Source organism: Shewanella sp. 6_MG-2023, from assembly GCF_030547195.1.
GTDB lineage: Bacteria > Pseudomonadota > Gammaproteobacteria > Enterobacterales > Shewanellaceae > Shewanella.
The window spans coordinates 69,570-86,096 of record NZ_JAUOQU010000004.1 but is presented as its reverse complement, the minus strand read 5'-3'; the positions used below and the strand labels follow the sequence as shown (position 1 = coordinate 86,096).

Sequence of the window (16,527 nt, the reverse complement as noted above, 5' to 3'; positions counted from 1 at the left end):
GGAATATTCATGAGCATTAGCTTTGATTTAACAGGTAAAGTCGCGTTAGTTACTGGCGCAAGTCGTGGTATTGGCCGTGCCATCAGTGAAACACTGGTTGAAGCAGGCGCTACCGTGATCGGCACTGCAACCAGTGAAAAAGGTGCCGCTGCAATTCAAGATTACCTTGGTGATAACGGCTTTGGTTTAGTATTAAATGTGACTGATAGTGAATCAGTTACACAATTATTCAGCCAGATAAAAGAAAAAGCCGGTGATGTTGATATCTTAGTAAACAATGCTGGTATCACACGTGATAATTTATTAATGCGCATGAAAGATGATGAGTGGCATGATATTCTTGACACTAATTTGACATCACTGTTTAGATTATCCAAGCCGGTTATGCGGTCTATGATGAAAAAGCGCAGCGGACGTATTATTAATATTGGCTCTGTGGTCGGAACCATGGGTAATGCCGGGCAAGTAAACTACTCAGCAGCTAAAGCTGGTTTGATTGGATTTACAAAATCTCTTGCAAGAGAGGTTGCATCTCGTCAAATTACCGTTAATGCTGTTGCCCCTGGATTTATCCAAACAGACATGACAGATGAGCTTAATGAAGAGCAGCAAAAAGCTTTCATGGCGCAAGTTCCAATGGCTCGACTCGGTCAGGCGCAAGAGATTGCCAATGCGGTATTGTTTCTAGCTTCTGACTCTGCAGCTTACATCACTGGTGAAACTTTGCATGTAAACGGCGGAATGTACATGGTCTAAGGACCATAATTGATAACGACTTTTATTGAATCTCGTTTGATATCAAAGTATGATAATTTTCGTGGTTAGACCACGAAAACTAAGCTTGCAATGTCAGCTGGATCGAATAAACTACTCTCAATCTTACGCAAGTGTGTAATTTGAATAGGAAAGAAAACTAATGAGCAACATCGAAGAACGTGTAAAGAAAATCATTATTGAGCAACTTGGCGTTAAGGAAGAAGACGTTAAATCAGCTGCATCATTCGTAGACGATTTAGGTGCAGATTCTCTGGACACTGTTGAATTGGTTATGGCTCTAGAAGAAGAGTTTGACACTGAGATCCCTGATGAAGAAGCTGAAAAGATCACTACTGTTCAAGCAGCGATCGATTACGTTTCAAAAAATCAGTAATCCCTGATTCACTAAAACAGGTGGCATTTATGCCGCCTGTTTTTGTTTGTGGCGTCGAATAAATGTCGACTTAACTCTCTATAAAAGTGAGTTAACCCATCATTTCTTATCATCCGTTTGATCTTTTTCCTTTGATTGGTGGTGGGTTAACAGAATATCTCTTGGCGAATGCCTAATAAAATACAAAGGTGAATGCTGTGTCTAAACGTCGTGTGGTAATTACAGGTTTAGGACTAGTTACTCCAGTGGGTAACGATGTCGAATCTTCTTGGCAATCTTTATTAGCTGGTAAAAGTGGTATTGCACCTATTACCAAATTTGATGCAACTGAATTTAGTACTCGTTTCAGTGGCTCGGTAAAAGACTTCGATGTTGAGCATTATATGTCTCGCAAAGATGCCCGTAAAATGGATTTATTTATCCAATACGGCATGGCTGCAGGTATACAAGCAATGACAGACTCAGGTCTTGATATGGAACAAGAAAATCCAGCGCGAGTTGGCACAGCGATTGGTGCTGGTATGGGCGGAATGCCATTAATTGAGCAAAATCATGCAGCATTGCTTAAAGGTGGCCCTCGAAAAGTGTCGCCATTTTTTGTTCCTAGCACCATTATTAATATGATTTCTGGTCATTTATCTATTAAGTATGGCATGACTGGGCCAAACTTTGCAGTGACAACAGCTTGTACAACGGGTGTGCATAATATTGGTTTTGCAGCGCGTACGATTGCCTACGGTGACGCCGACGTTATGGTTGCTGGCGGCGCTGAAGATGTTACTTGTCCGTTAGCTGTTGCTGGTTTTGGCAGCGCCAAAGCCTTGTCAACTCGTAATGACGATCCAACCGCTGCAAGCCGCCCATGGGATAAAGACCGTGATGGTTTTGTTATCGGTGATGGCGCAGGTGTGTTGGTGATGGAAGAGTATGAGCATGCTAAGGCGCGCGGCGCTAAAATTTATGCAGAGCTTGTTGGTTTTGGTATGAGTGGCGATGCTTTTCATATGACATCACCACCAAGTGATGGTGCGGGCGCTGCTGCAGCAATGGTTAATGCCATTAATGATGCGCAAATTGCCAATGAAGAGGTTGGTTATATCAATGCCCATGGCACTTCGACTCCAGCAGGTGATAAAGCTGAAGCGGCTGCGGTTAAGTCGGTGTTTGGCGACCATGCTTATGATTTACTTGTAAGTTCTACTAAATCTATGACCGGACATTTATTAGGTGCAGCGGGCTCAGTTGAAGCAATTATTACAATCTTAGCGTTGCGGGATCAAATTGTACCGCCTACCATTAATTTGGATAACCCTGATGAAGGTTGTGACTTAGATTTTGTACCGCACGTAGCCAAACCCCATAGTTTTGATTATGCATTGTGTAACTCATTTGGCTTTGGTGGCACTAATGGTTCACTTTTATTTAAAAAGTAACGTGATTAAAATGTAATAAAAAGGCAGTCACTTTAAAAGTGACTGCCTTTTTATTTAAATTAATTAAAGCTTACAGTTTTATTAGTCGCTGCTGTACTCGCTCAATGTCGTTACTCTTACCCACTAATTGAATATGATCGCCTTCTTCAGTTATCAGATCAGGAGTAATCAACATATCAAATTTATTTCTGGCAAGTGCTGTAATACATACTGAACTGTCGGTATTGGCATTCAGCATTTTTTTAATCGCTTTTAGTGACAGACCAACTAAGTGGTTAGGCTTAATCACGTATTCAAATGTCGTTTCAATAATGTTGCTATCATCAATAGCGATTTCAGTACCAATGATATTATCATCATAATAATAAAGTGCATTATTAGGTCCGGTAATGGTCACAATATCACCTGCTGCAATCATATCAGGCTGTTGTTTATCAAGGTTTTGGCTTAAGGTTAATTCAAAACTCACATCAATTGCTGCCTCATTAAGTTGTAACAAGGTTTTATCGACGACCGTACTATCGTTATTTACTTCAAATGAGCGAGAAACAATATTTTTAGTGGTATTGATATTTTTTGGCTTAAATGGATCCATTAACAAGAGTTTACTCTCTGTATATTTAGAGCCAGATAAAAAACCAATGATATAGATAAATATACCCAATAGCAGTACACCAAGTTCTGGCTCTAAATGGAGATGAAGCAGTGTGATGGTGATGCAACCACCGATAAAACTAGCCAGAATACCAAACACAACTCTGTGCATGCTAATTAAGCCGATTAAAAAACCTATTACTAATGTTAAAACAAAAGTGATGTATGGGTTGGAATGAAATAAATTTTCAATTGTTTCCATAATTATGACTACTTTATTTTGGAGCGATTTATGCCAACAATACTCATTACTGTATATATTAATTACATAGTAGGGATATTCACCCTTGGTAAAATATCACCAACGATAATCAATACAGTGTGGTGTTATGCAGTCATAATAAAGTGCAGTCAGTTTTATAGACAATCTCATTTGAAGGATGAAACCCTGCATTGAAGTTGCTGAAGATAACTAAAGGGATGAAAGCCTCTTAATGCAGAGGCTACTAATACAAATATGATGCTATTATTTGGATCTAACTCTATTTATATAGTTAGCTATGGCTGATGTGATAGACTTTTTGGCCGGCATAACTTGTTTTGAGTGTGGGTTCCAAAGTGATATAGGTACTTGTAATGCGTCTTGTATTTGTTCTATTTCTATCGGTATAAGATCGTGTGCAGTATATTCCATGGAATTGATTAACAATGGGAAAATGCTCCACCCAAGACCTTCTTCAACCATTTTAATGATGAGAGTCAGTTGATCTACCACTTCATAATTGGAGGAGACAATGATTTTTTTACTCATATCATCATCAAGCATGGATTTTAAGATAAACTGACGGCTAGTCTTCATTTTAGCAAAGGTTGCTTCAGAGTTTAGTGTTGCTAGGTCAGCGTCTTTGTTGGTGAAAGCGGCAAATGACATGTTACATAAAAAAGTATGATCGATGCTGTTTAGCACTTTGCTTTCGTATACATTCACAATTCCAAAATGAATACTGCCGTCTTTTATTCCCACTTTAATATCATTTTTGGTTCTGACGAGGAAGTTAACTTTTAATGATGGGCTGTCAATTAGCAGTTGTTTTCTAATCTCAGATATCACTTGTTGCGGTATAAAACTGCAATACCCAATTGTAATTGAATTAAGCTCACCAAATGCCAAGCTCATGGCCACTTGGTCAAAGGTTTTGGATTGCTCAATAGCCTGTTTGGCATAGTTATAAAGTAGTACTGCATCTTCAGTCGGTTCAACGGTTCTACCGATCCGTTCAAACAGGGTAATGGCTAATTGATCTTCAAGGTTATTAATGACTTGGCCAATGGTTGTACGATGTTTGTCCAGTTTCACCGCTGCTTTACTGAAAGCTTTCTGCTCATAGACAGTTACAAAGGCAAGAAGTTGTTCCAAACTAAAGTTCATAGTTGTCTCTTCAAATAATGAAAAATGCGATGTGGTATGCATTTGGGGTTATACCGTCACTTAAATCACAATTTATCACACATAAAAACAATTGTTTATAGATTTCGATGGGTGAGATCCATCATAGATGATTACAAGATTTTCTCTGCCGCCATTAAAATATATGCATAAATGAGTAAGAAGACATTAAGTCAATGTTTTTTAAATAGTTAATATTATTTAGGTGATAGGCGTATGAGCATAATGCCCCATGAAGTGGTAATCGGTGATGTGTATTTTCCGCCATTATTACTGGTTGCCGCTATGGCATATATATTAACCGGCGTAGTTACCGCTATTGGTACTAGAATTGGTTTACATAAATATGTCGCAGCTCCGGCCATAGTTGAATTGTCTATGGTTATTCTTTTTATCGGCTTAATTAGCCAATTTATTTCTATATTTTAAGTAGGTAACGCCAATGTTTAAACGTTATTTTATTACCCTGTTGCTGATGGCGGCTGCAATAGGGGTTTTGTATACCCAATATCAAACTTACACAGCAAACCCTTGGACAAGAGACGGTCAAGTCAGAGCCTATGTTATCCAAGTAACCCCACGAGTGACGGGTCAAATAGTTAGCGTTAATGTTACAGATAATAGCCATGTACAAAAAGGCGATGTGCTATTCGAGATTGATTCTAGCTTGTATAAAACCAGTTTAGATAAAGCGGTAGCAACTGAAAAGCAATCTCAAGCTTTAGTTCGTAAGGCTCAAAATGAATCTAACCGCGCTATTGAATTAGAAAAGCTAACCCCTGGTGCTCAGTCAGTGTTAACCCTTAATAATCTACAAAATGCAGTTGAAACCGCACAAGCGAACTTGTTAATGGCAAAAGCCCAAGTGGCAGAAGCTAAATTAAATCTAGCTTACACTAAAATTACTGCACCAACAGATGGCTATATTACTAATTTGAATTATCGAGTAGGCTCACAAGTCGTTGCTAATTCGCCTGTTGTTGCTTTGATTGATGAAAACAGCTTTTGGATTGACGGTTTTTTTAAAGAAACTGATTTAAAAGATGTGGCTATTGATAATAAAGCCCAAGTCACATTAATGATGCATGACCAAGTCACTTTAGAAGGTAAAGTACAAAGTATTGGTTACGGCATTTCGAAAACTGATGGCAGTACCGGCAATTCGTTACTACCTAATGTGAACCCGAATTTCGAGTGGATCCGCTTAGCACAACGCATTCCAGTTAAGATAAAACTTGATAAGTTACCTGAAGATATTCAGCTGCGAGTTGGTATGACGGCATCGGTAAAAATTCTGAAGCATTAAATTTTATAGAGTGAGAATGTGTATGCTCAGTTTACCCGTTAAGGAAGCGATAAAAGTTTCTGTTTCTGTCGGTATAGCAATTGCCTTAGCATTGTTTTTTCAATGGGAAAAACCTTATTGGGCTGCTATTACCGTTATTGCCATTGCTTCAAATGAAACTCTTGGGCATGGCTTACACAAAGGTAAAAACCGCCTTATAGGTACAGTTTGCGGCATTAGTGTGGCGTTATTTCTGGTGAGCTTTTTTGCCCAGACTCCGATGTTATTCATTGGTTGTTTACTGTTGCTTTTGGCTGTTAGCGTGTGGTTTGCTGATAATTTGCGTTATGGTTATGCATTTACCATGGGCTTTACTGTGTGCACTATTGTTGCGGTAATGGGAGGCTTTAATGGTGAAGCTTCATTTGATATTGCGGTTTTACGAATACAAGATAATTTACTTGGAGTGCTAGTTTATTCAATTGTTTATCGTTTTATTTGGCCTTTAAACACTGAATCTTTATTCTTTAGCAGCGTTGACTCTGCGTTAAATGCTTTTCATAAAATAGATAACGCGCTTAACGAGGCTGCAAAAAGTGCTCATCATGATAATATTCAAGACTTATTAGTCGATGCACAATTACTGATTGATAAATTAAGTGACTTGATCAGTATGCCATTGAGTTCCAGTTATAAACTTCAACATGAAAAAGATAAATGGACTGTCATAGTCGATGGTTTTTCTCACGTTCTGCAGCATAGCAAATCCACCATCAAGTTGTTATCCAGTGATAAACCCAATGATGATAAGTTGCAACAGTTAGGTTATTTTTCCCAAGAAATTAAAATGCTTGATAATGCCATTAATGGCGAAAAGTTAGATGTTGAAATTTTAGCTAACTACTGGAAGCAAGAGAGCATAAAGCCCCAAAACTCGAAAGAGGCTGTAAAAGAAAATTTATTGAAAGTGAGAATTAACAGAGTTATAAAGGCGGTTGCAATAGCCTCAACTTGTTATGGCGCATGGATATATTTTGCCTTACCTGGTGGTATTTTTATCCCTATGTTTGGTTCAATTTTTGCCAATATAACAGTCAGTTTACCATTTCCTTTAATGAAGCAGGTGATATTATCTGCACTGCTATGGGGAGTGTTTTTTTTAATGCAATATATTTTTATAATGCCCGCATTTACAGAGCTTTGGCAGTTAGTTGGTTTTTATATGATTAACGTTTTCCTCATTTGGGGACTTTTTCCAAAGCCTGCAATGATGCTAGTGCGTATGCTAGGTGGCAATTTACTTATGGTAATGACTATGAGTGCATTACATTTAACGCCTAGTTATGACATTAATACGCCATTGCTGATACTGGTCATATTAATGATTACCGTGATTGTTGCACGTTTCTATAATCAATTATTTATGCTCAAATAAGAGAAATAAGATTTCCTCATGACGCTCAATACAGCATTGAGCGTCATTAATAGCCTCGAATTTACATTCTTTTATATATAATTCCAGTTTAACCCCCTAATCCTTCTATTGGTTTTGATCCGTTTTTATTTTATCTACTTAGGTAATTTTGATGCTGATTTGCTGTTTATCTCAGTAGTGGTTTTTATTCATGTAGGGTTTAATCCATCAATAGCGATTAAATATCTAATAAATAAACACATACAATATTCCCATTGAACGGAAAAAGCGCGTTAGCCAATAACGTTTGCTGAACTTGCATTATGTTTTTCCGAAATTTGAATCAGGAAATGATTCGATAACTTATTTGCCATAGATTGGCTTTCAAAGGGTACTATTAATGAATCAAACGCTATTTTGTTCACTTAATCATTTTTCTACTTCTCGCTGTATTCTAAAAGCAATACCAATAGCCATATTGTTAACACTCTCAAACGTAAGTTATGCGCAGGAAAGTATTTTTGTTGAAGATAAAAACAACAAACAACTCATTAATTCAGCGGAGCAAAATGTTTTTCAACAATACGGCGTTTCAGAAGATATTTTGAAATTAGGCTTAAGCTCGCTGTCACTAGGTGATCAGCAAGTTGAGCGTGTGGTTAGAACCTTGGAAGTCGGCGATAAGGTAAAAAGTTCAGATGTGTTCTTGGTTCAAAGTACTGATGCTCGAGGTAATATTGATCTGAGAATTAAATATGACCAATCTAAATTAGATGATAATGAGGGTGTCATAAAAACTATCGAACAAATAACTAAAACAGAATATCGCTTGAAAAATTACATGGAAAGTTATGATAAGTCTTCCGTCGTTGTTGATGAGATATCTGCCAATGAAATAGAAATAAGCTTTAATTACTCTAAATATGGTTTACCGCAAGATATTGCTTATTTTCGTTTTATGCGGGTTAAGCTTACTGTAGTAAATGGTGTTGCAACCAAAATGGTCATGACCAATTCAAAACCATTTGATTTTGATGCGTTTAGTGTCGAACATTATCGTCAAGAAGTTGATTTAATGACACTGGTTAACGGACACACAGCCATTGCAAATAAAGTGATTCACGCTACTGGTAAAAAAGGTAACAAAGAAGCAAGTTATCACGCAACTATCAAGCCCGTGGCATTTTATGATGATGAACATGGTGCATTAGTTTTTGATGAAGCGTCATTAAAAATGGTTTCTGATCCGCGCATTCATGAGGAAAAGGTCGATTTAGATAGACTCTTTCCGTTAATGAGTGATTTAGTTCGCCAGCAAGGTATTGATGTGCCACTGCCATTTGGTTTTTCGGTCGCTTATCGAAATCAAGATATGGATTTTGGTTTTGATAGTTTTAATATTATGGGGGTAGATTTGGATGAATGGTTTGATCCATCGAGCTCAGTTGGCACTGTTAATGCTGAAAGTTATTCATTCAGAGCTGATGTCAATATTTTACCGTTTTGGAATATATATGCTTTAGTGGGCAAGGTGAATGTGGATGCAGTCGTTGATGCCCAATATACCGGAAAACTTAAAGATGTGTTTGAAGATAAGCTCGGGGTTATCGGTGGCAGTTTGGCATGCAGTTTATTAGAAAATCAGGGCGCTGATTTATGCTCACCAGGAAGAGTCGAAGTGCCGCTACATTTAGAATATGATCTGGCAGGTTTGGGGACAACGCTTTCTGTCGGTTATAAAGAATTTTTTGCATCTGTTACTGCAACTTACTCTAAAACTCGTCTTGATGGCCAGGATTGGGGAGATGGTATTGTGACTATCCAGCCAATGCTTGGTTATCAATTCCTTGAGTCGCGAGCACAAATTTTTATCGGCGCAGAATATCAAGGCCTTAAGCCTTCGATGACTGGTAATTTAGGCGATATATTGGGAACCGGTGAAGACTTTACTTTTGATGTGGGTGTAGGGTTAGAACAATGGGCTTATTTAGTGGGTTTTAATAAACAGATAGGTCGTCATTTAAATTTGACAGGGCTGTACAATAAAGGTGAAACAAGAAGTTCATTTACTTTAAATTTAGGTTATCGTTTTTGATGTATTCAGTGGTAATTCAAGAGCCACCCATTAGCTAACCCTTTATAGTGTCAGTTTTAGTAAGCACAACTTTTTTAAGTTGTGCTTTTTTGTTTTTTGAAACTCAGCAGTATTTTTTTGAACTACCAAATAGCAATTAAGTACTCTTTCATCAAATATTTTCATTTAGGCATAATTTTTACTCATTTCTTTGATTAATTATCGTAAACTGACATTAATTAGCTGAATTAGGAGTCGTTATGGCCGGATTAGAAAGAGAAATTACCTTAAGGTTTTTAGCTGAACCTGCAGATGTGAACTTTGGCGGCAAAGTGCATGGTGGCGCGGTGATGAAATGGATTGATTTAGCTGCATATGCTGGTGCTGCAGGTTGGAGTGGTAAATATTGCATTACCGCTTATGCTGGTGGTATTCGTTTTGTAAAGCCTATCCATGTGGGCAATATTGTTGAAGTAAGCGCCAAAGTTATTTATACCGGCACATCGTCCATGCATTTTGGTATAGCGGTTAAAGCGGGTGACCCTAAAGAGCCTGAACGTCATCTTACTACCCATTGTATCGTGATTATGGTCGCAGTTGATGATGATGGTAAACCTACATCAGTACCTGAGTGGGTCCCCCAAACAGATGATGATATTCGTTTGAGGGATTCAGCATTACGTTTAATGGATATGCGCAAAAAAATTGGCTCTGAAATGGAAGCCCATGTAAAACCGGCTTTGTAATCAATGTATTAGCCAAAATTCAATCGCTTACTCATAAAGCCTGACTCGTTTTGGCTTGTAGCACAATCAACACTATTTTTAATAAACAACCACAATAATAATGAACGAAGGAATGATATGGCTAAAGTAGCATTTATCGGCTTGGGCGTGATGGGATACCCAATGGCAGGGCATTTGGCTAACCAAGGGCATCAAGTTACGGTTTATAATCGCACCACAGCAAAAGCGCAGCAATGGGCAGCGCAATATTCTGGTGAGTTAGCATTGACCCCAAAACTTGCGGCAGTAGAGCAAGATATCGTGTTTACTTGTGTGGGTAATGATGACGATCTTCGCCAAGTGGTTTTAGGGGAAGATGGCATTGTTCATGGGATAAAAGCTGGTGCAATTTTGGTCGATCACACCACCGCATCTGCCGATGTTGCTCGTGAACTGGCAGCCGTGCTTGCTAAGCAAGAGGTTGAGTTTCTAGATGCGCCCGTATCAGGTGGTCAAGCCGGTGCTGAAAATGGCGTGTTAACTGTGATGATGGGCGGAAAAGAAGCCGTTTTTAACCAAGTAAAACCGGTCATTGAGGCCTATAGTCGCTGCGCAGAATTATTAGGGGAGGTTGGCGCGGGCCAGTTAACCAAAATGGTCAATCAAATCTGTATCGCAGGAGTGGTGCAAGGGCTTGCCGAAGGGTTACACTTTGCTAAAAGTGCAGGTCTTGATGGTTTAAAAGTGGTTGAGGTGATCAGCAAGGGCGCAGCTCAAAGCTGGCAAATGGAAAATCGTTATCAAACCATGTGGCAAGGTGAGTATGACTTTGGCTTTGCCATTGACTGGATGCGTAAAGATTTAGCTATTGCTTTAGATGAAGGGCGTCGTAATGGTAGCCAGTTACCAGTTACTGCCTTAGTGGATCAATTTTATTCTGAAGTACAAGCCATGAAAGGTAACCGCTGGGATACTTCAAGTTTGTTAGCGCGTTTAGAAAAAAACCGCTAGACGCTCTCAATGGTGATAACTTATTAGCCATTGCACAATTTTGTCGTTTAAGTTGCGAATTTAGTTTGTTGGTAACATAAAAGCTCGCTGGTATTTAACATTGCCAGTGAGCTTTTTTGTTATCGTATTAGCCCTTGGTATTTGTAAAAAATTCAATAATTTACTATCACTTGTTGTAATAATGTTCATTGGTTCTCAAGGTGATTGATTAGCTTATAAGCATTTGCTGCTCATAAATGGCGCTTAAGTTAATAGGTCGTTAATTTGTATTAAATTATACTATCGAAAATATAAATTCGATTTAATTTAAATGCCGCATTTTACTCAATAAAATCGTAATAAATGCTAGTAAATTAAGCTTAGCTAACGTAAAATTCCAGCTTTTGTTTTACCCCCATGCTTTAGGCATAAAGTTGACTTTGTGCCTAGACTACTATGTCGCCTGATAATCAGGCGCCCAATAGCATTTGATATGCAAAAATGCAGTGGATGAGAAAATGCAGCAGTTAACAGAGATCGTAGAACAAGCCTTAGAAGTAATAGGTAAGGCCAGTGATCTAAAGACACTGGATGATATCCGTGTCGACTACCTTGGTAAGAAAGGTAAGATCACTGACATGATGAAAATGATGGGTAGCTTAAGTCCAGCAGAGAAACCTGCCTTTGGACAAGCAGTCAACCAAGCTAAGCAAGCGGTACAGAAGCAACTTTCTGAGCGTATTGAAGGCTTAAAGGCTGCTGAATTAGAAGCGCAACTTATCGCAGATAAAATCGATGTAACCTTACCAGGTCGTACGCTTGAAATGGGCGGTTTACACCCAGTAACACGTACGATTGAACGTATTGAAACTTTCTTTGGCGAGCTTGGTTTTACCACTAAGCATGGTCCTGAAATCGAAGATGACTTTCATAACTTCGATGCATTGAATATTTCTGAGCATCATCCAGCTCGTGCTGATCATGACACCTTTTATTTCAATCCAAAAGTGATGTTGCGTACGCAAACTTCAGGGGTACAAATTCGTACCATGGAGCATGAAAAGCCACCTTTACGTATCATTTCTCCAGGTCGTGTTTATCGTAACGACTACGATCAAACTCACACGCCAATGTTCCACCAAGTGGAAGGTTTGTTAGTTGATGAAAAAGTTAACTTTGCAGAGCTGAAAGGCATTTTGCATGACTTCTTACGTAACTTTTTCGAAGAAGATTTAGAAGTGCGATTCCGTCCATCTTACTTCCCGTTTACTGAGCCTTCAGCTGAAGTTGATGTTATGGGTAAAAACGGTAAGTGGCTTGAAGTATTAGGTTGCGGCATGGTGCACCCTAATGTCCTTCGCAGTGTCGGTATCGACCCAGAAAAATACTCTGGTTTTGCTTTTGGTATGGGTGTTGAGCGTTTGACTATGCTTCGCTACGGCGTTAACGACTTACGTGCCTTCTTTGAAAACGATTTACGTTTTCTTAAGCAATTCAAATAACGGAGCAATATAAAGATGAAATTCAGTGAATCTTGGCTTCGTGAATGGGTTAGCCCATCTGTAAGCCGTGAAGAATTATCACACCAAATCACAATGGCCGGTCTTGAAGTTGACGGTATTGATGCCGTTGCAGCCGAATTTAGCGGTGTGATTGTTGGTGAAGTGGTTGAGTGTGGTCAGCATCCAGATGCTGACAAATTACGCGTAACTAAAATTAATGTTGGCGGCGATGAGTTAATTGATATCGTTTGCGGTGCACCAAACTGCCGTTTAGGCTTAAAAGTTGCGGTAGCAATGGTTGGGGCAGTGCTACCTGGCGATTTTAAAATTAAAAAAGCCAAACTACGCGGCCAGCCATCATTTGGTATGTTGTGTTCATACGGTGAGATCGGTATTGATATCGAAAGTGACGGTATTATTGAATTACCTGCAGATGCGCCGATTGGTAAAGATATCCGTGAATATCTTCAACTAAACGATGCCATCATCGACGTTGATTTAACCGCTAACCGTGCAGATTGTTTAGGTATGGCAGGCTTAGCGCGCGAAGTTGGTGTATTAAACCGTCAAGCGGTTGCTGAGCCGACGTGGGATCCTGTTACTGCAACTATCGATGATAAAGTTGAAATTAACGTTATTGCAGCAGATGCCTGTCCTCGTTATTTAGGCCGTGTGGTTAAGAATGTAAACTTAGCGGCAGCAACGCCTTTATGGATGCAAGAGAAGTTACGTCGTAGCGGTATTCGCTCAATCGATCCCATTGTAGATATTACTAACTACGTATTGATTGAATATGGTCAGCCAATGCATGCGTTTGATTTAGCAGCCTTAAATGGTGCTATTCAAGTGCGTTTAAGCGACGGCGTTGAAAAGCTTACTTTACTTGACGGTAACGAAATTACAGTACCAAGTGACACCCTAGTGATTGCTGACGATAAAGCAGCCGTTGCCTTAGCGGGTGTATTTGGCGGTGAAGCGTCAGGCGTAACTGCAAAGACCCAAGATATTTTATTAGAGTGCGCATTCTTTGCGCCTTTAGCCATTATGGGTAAATCGCGTCGCTTAGGCTTACACACAGATGCATCACACCGTTTTGAACGTGGTGTAGACCCAGAGCTTCAACATAAAGTGATGGACCGAGCTACGCGCTTAGTACTTGATATTTGTGGTGGTGAAGCAGGTCCTGTTGCTGAAGCAGTGTCTGAAGCGCATTTACCTAAGCCGGCTCAAATCACTTTGCGTCGCAGCAAGTTAGACAAAATTCTAGGTCATCATATTCCTGATACTGATGTAACAGAAATTCTTGAGCGTCTTGGATTTACTGTTGCAGTAACTGCTGACGCTTGGAATGTGACCACGGCAACATATCGTTTTGATATGGCCATTGAAGAAGATTTAATCGAAGAGGTTGCCCGTATTTATGGATATAACAATATCCCAAATATTGCACCTGTTGCTTCATTAAGTATGTCTGATCACAAAGAAGCGAATATTCCATTAAGCAAAGTGCGCAGTGTATTAGTGGCGCGCGGTTTCCAAGAGGCGGTGACCTATAGCTTTGTTGATCCTAAGTTACAAAACATTGTTCATCCAAATGAGCCAGCAATGATTTTACCGAATCCTATTTCGGTTGAAATGTCAGCGATGCGTTTATCGATGTTCACCGGTTTGTTAACTTCTGTTGGTTATAACCAAAGTCGTCAACAAGGTCGCGTACGTTTATTTGAAACCGGTTTACGCTTTGTTCCTGATGCCAAAGCAGATTCTGGTGTTAGACAAGAAGCGATGATTGGTGCAGTAATTTCTGGTGTTCAAAATGATGAACATTGGTCAATGGAATCTAAAACTGTCGACTTCTTTGATTTAAAAGGCGATTTAGAATCAATAATCGGCTTGACAGTTTCGACTTCTGAATTTACTTTTAGAAGTGCAACACATTCAGCTCTTCATCCAGGGCAATGTGCTGAAATATTGAGAAATAATCGAGTCATTGGTGTTATAGGTGCTATCCATCCGAGTTTGGAGAAGCCTTTTGGCCTTAATGGCAAAACAATTGTTTTTGAGTTAGAACTGGACGCTTTACTGCAAGCCAGTTTGCCGCTAGCCCAGGCTGTATCTAAGTTTCCTGCTAATCGACGTGATATTGCAGTCGTTGTAGACGAAGAAGTTTCTGCAACTAATGTTATGGATTTGATAAGAAAAGTTGGCGAAAATCAGTTGGTTGGCTTAAACTTGTTCGATGTATACCGGGGTAAAGGTGTTGACGCTGGCAAAAAGAGCCTTGCAATCGCACTTACATTACAAGACATTACTCGTACACTTGAAGAAAAAGACATCACTGAAACTGTTGATTCAGTTGTCTCGGCACTTAAGAGCGAGTTCAACGCATTGTTGAGGGATTAAAAGTATGGCACTTACCAAAGCCGAAATGGCAGAACATCTTTTCGAAACACTTGGCATGAATAAACGTGTAGCCAAAGAGATGGTTGAGTCTTTCTTTGAAGAGATTAGAGAAGCACTTGAAAGTGGTGAGCAGGTCAAGTTATCTGGCTTTGGAAACTTTGATTTGCGCGATAAAAACCAAAGACCGGGAAGGAACCCAAAAACTGGTGAAGATATTCCTATTTCAGCTCGCCGTGTAGTGACGTTCCGTCCGGGACAAAAACTCAAAACACGTGTTGAAGAAGCAAATGCTGAAAAGAAGTAGTTTCACTGTTTAATAAAAAAGCCACTCATTGAGTGGCTTTTTTATTTTAACAAATTAAGCAAGATTCAAAGTAGCAATTTTACAATATTCAGATGTTGTCCCGCTGATAAATTGGTATTATGGCCAATTCCTTAGGCTCTTTGTTTCACTGTGTTAATGTAATCTTTGAGGTTTCTTTTGGCTAGACAAGCAAAACATTTCGATCGTCGCTTTACCCTATCTTTATTGCACCCGAAATATTGGGGTACATGGCTAGCCATTATGGTGTTATTTATGTTTGGGGTGATGCCTGCTTGGTTGCGAGATCCTATAGCGCGACTATTAGCCAAGCTGGTACTGTCTTATGCGAAAAAACCCATCAATATTGCGCGTATCAATATTCAAACATGTTTTCCTGAGAAGTCAGCGACTGAGGTGGATGAGTTAATTAACGCCAACGTCGATATGTTTGTTTTAACCTTGGTATCTCAAGCTGAATTATTAATTCGCTCAGATGCGCATCTAAGGCGTCGAGTCAGTATTACAGGTTTTGAACATGTGCAAGCCGCGCGTGATGCTGGCCAGCCGATTATTTTTATCATGCCCCATGTATGGCCGATTGATTATGCCGGGCTGCGTTTAAATATCGAACTGCCTATGGTTACCATGGCCAAAGCTCATAATAACGGCTTATTCAATTGGTTTAGTAATCGACTACGCAGTAGTAAGAATGGCCGCGTTTACATGCGAGAGGCGGGCATACGCGCGCTAATCACTGAATTAAAGCAAGATAATAGCTTCTTTTATTTACCAGATGAAGATTTAGGTCCTGAGCAAAGTGTATTTGCTCCATTGCTGGCAACAGAAAAAGCCACCTTACCGGTAGTAGGGCGTTTAGCGCAAGCAGGTAAGGCGCAGGTTTTACCGGTAAAAATTGGTTACGACAAAGCAGCTTACCAGTTTAAGTTGACCGTGATGCCGCAAGTTAAGCCTGAAGATATGCAAGGTAAGGATAACGAAGCCATTGCTTTAAATAAAATGGTTGAGCAAGTTATTCAAGCTTACCCTGAGCAATATATGTGGTTTTTGAAATTCCTTAAAACCCGTCCAGAAGGGCAAGCAAAAATCTATTAATTTGAATAACTAATAAACCAAAAAAGCACTCGATGAGTGCTTTTTTTGGTTAAAGGAAAATTAGTGTGGCGCTAAGATGTCACTTTAATTAAC

15 protein-coding genes are annotated in these 16,527 nt (G+C 39.4%); 13 read left to right on the top strand and 2 right to left on the bottom strand.

Features of this window, described 5'->3' with window-relative positions; translation table 11 throughout:
• Window positions 1–9: 9 nt before the first annotated feature.
• The 3 genes from fabG to fabF all read left to right on the top strand — a co-directional run bounded on the left by fabG (window position 10) and on the right by fabF (window position 2,583).
• A complete protein-coding gene (gene fabG, locus Q4533_RS03765) occupies window positions 10–756 on the top strand; it encodes a 3-oxoacyl-ACP reductase FabG (RefSeq protein ID WP_102477237.1) in 747 nt (248 codons plus the stop codon).
• Window positions 757–916: 160 nt separating this feature from the next.
• Window positions 917–1,150, top strand: coding sequence for an acyl carrier protein (gene acpP, locus Q4533_RS03760; RefSeq protein WP_011496723.1), 234 nt, complete (start codon window positions 917–919; stop codon window positions 1,148–1,150).
• A 197-nt stretch (window positions 1,151–1,347) separates the two neighbouring features.
• Window positions 1,348–2,583: a beta-ketoacyl-ACP synthase II gene (gene fabF / locus Q4533_RS03755; RefSeq protein WP_102477238.1), complete on the top strand. Its 1,236-nt coding sequence runs from the start codon at window positions 1,348–1,350 to the stop codon at window positions 2,581–2,583.
• A gap of 70 nt (window positions 2,584–2,653) precedes the next feature.
• Here fabF and Q4533_RS03750 read toward each other — a convergent pair whose 3' ends face one another.
• Both Q4533_RS03750 and Q4533_RS03745 read right to left on the bottom strand, forming a co-directional pair.
• Window positions 2,654–3,349, bottom strand: coding sequence for a TrkA C-terminal domain-containing protein (locus Q4533_RS03750; RefSeq protein WP_157936432.1), 696 nt, complete (start codon window positions 3,347–3,349; stop codon window positions 2,654–2,656).
• 354 nt (window positions 3,350–3,703) lie between these two features.
• Window positions 3,704–4,606: a LysR family transcriptional regulator gene (locus Q4533_RS03745; protein ID WP_303501935.1), complete on the bottom strand. Its 903-nt coding sequence runs from the start codon at window positions 4,604–4,606 to the stop codon at window positions 3,704–3,706.
• Between the two features lie 234 nt (window positions 4,607–4,840).
• On the opposite strand from Q4533_RS03745, the gene Q4533_RS03740 reads away from it, so the two are divergent.
• From Q4533_RS03740 to lpxM, 10 genes are all read left to right on the top strand, one after another.
• Entirely contained in the window at window positions 4,841–5,053 is a 213-nt protein-coding gene (locus tag Q4533_RS03740; protein WP_303501933.1) for a DUF1656 domain-containing protein, read from the top strand.
• 13 nt (window positions 5,054–5,066) lie between these two features.
• Complete coding sequence (locus Q4533_RS03735) at window positions 5,067–5,930, top strand: HlyD family secretion protein (protein WP_303501931.1); 864 nt, start codon at window positions 5,067–5,069, stop codon at window positions 5,928–5,930.
• 16 nt (window positions 5,931–5,946) lie between these two features.
• Window positions 5,947–7,344: an FUSC family protein gene (locus tag Q4533_RS03730; RefSeq protein WP_303501929.1), complete on the top strand. Its 1,398-nt coding sequence runs from the start codon at window positions 5,947–5,949 to the stop codon at window positions 7,342–7,344.
• A 379-nt stretch (window positions 7,345–7,723) separates the two neighbouring features.
• Window positions 7,724–9,418 (top strand): hypothetical protein, encoded by a 1,695-nt coding sequence (locus Q4533_RS03725; RefSeq protein ID WP_303501927.1) that lies wholly within the window; start codon window positions 7,724–7,726, stop codon window positions 9,416–9,418.
• Window positions 9,419–9,657: 239 nt separating this feature from the next.
• Window positions 9,658–10,143 carry an acyl-CoA thioesterase gene (locus tag Q4533_RS03720; RefSeq protein WP_102437889.1) on the top strand — a complete coding sequence of 162 codons (486 nt, stop codon included), beginning with the start codon at window positions 9,658–9,660 and terminating at the stop codon, window positions 10,141–10,143.
• 117 nt (window positions 10,144–10,260) lie between these two features.
• Complete coding sequence (locus tag Q4533_RS03715) at window positions 10,261–11,133, top strand: NAD(P)-dependent oxidoreductase (RefSeq protein WP_102437887.1); 873 nt, start codon at window positions 10,261–10,263, stop codon at window positions 11,131–11,133.
• A gap of 497 nt (window positions 11,134–11,630) precedes the next feature.
• Entirely contained in the window at window positions 11,631–12,614 is a 984-nt protein-coding gene (gene pheS, locus Q4533_RS03710; protein WP_076536230.1) for a phenylalanine--tRNA ligase subunit alpha, read from the top strand.
• A 15-nt stretch (window positions 12,615–12,629) separates the two neighbouring features.
• Window positions 12,630–15,017 carry a phenylalanine--tRNA ligase subunit beta gene (gene pheT / locus Q4533_RS03705; RefSeq protein ID WP_102477242.1) on the top strand — a complete coding sequence of 796 codons (2,388 nt, stop codon included), beginning with the start codon at window positions 12,630–12,632 and terminating at the stop codon, window positions 15,015–15,017.
• A 4-nt stretch (window positions 15,018–15,021) separates the two neighbouring features.
• Window positions 15,022–15,321 (top strand): integration host factor subunit alpha, encoded by a 300-nt coding sequence (ihfA, locus tag Q4533_RS03700; protein WP_102437883.1) that lies wholly within the window; start codon window positions 15,022–15,024, stop codon window positions 15,319–15,321.
• 177 nt (window positions 15,322–15,498) lie between these two features.
• Entirely contained in the window at window positions 15,499–16,434 is a 936-nt protein-coding gene (gene lpxM, locus Q4533_RS03695) for a lauroyl-Kdo(2)-lipid IV(A) myristoyltransferase (protein ID WP_102437882.1), read from the top strand.
• Window positions 16,435–16,527: the final 93 nt, after the last annotated feature.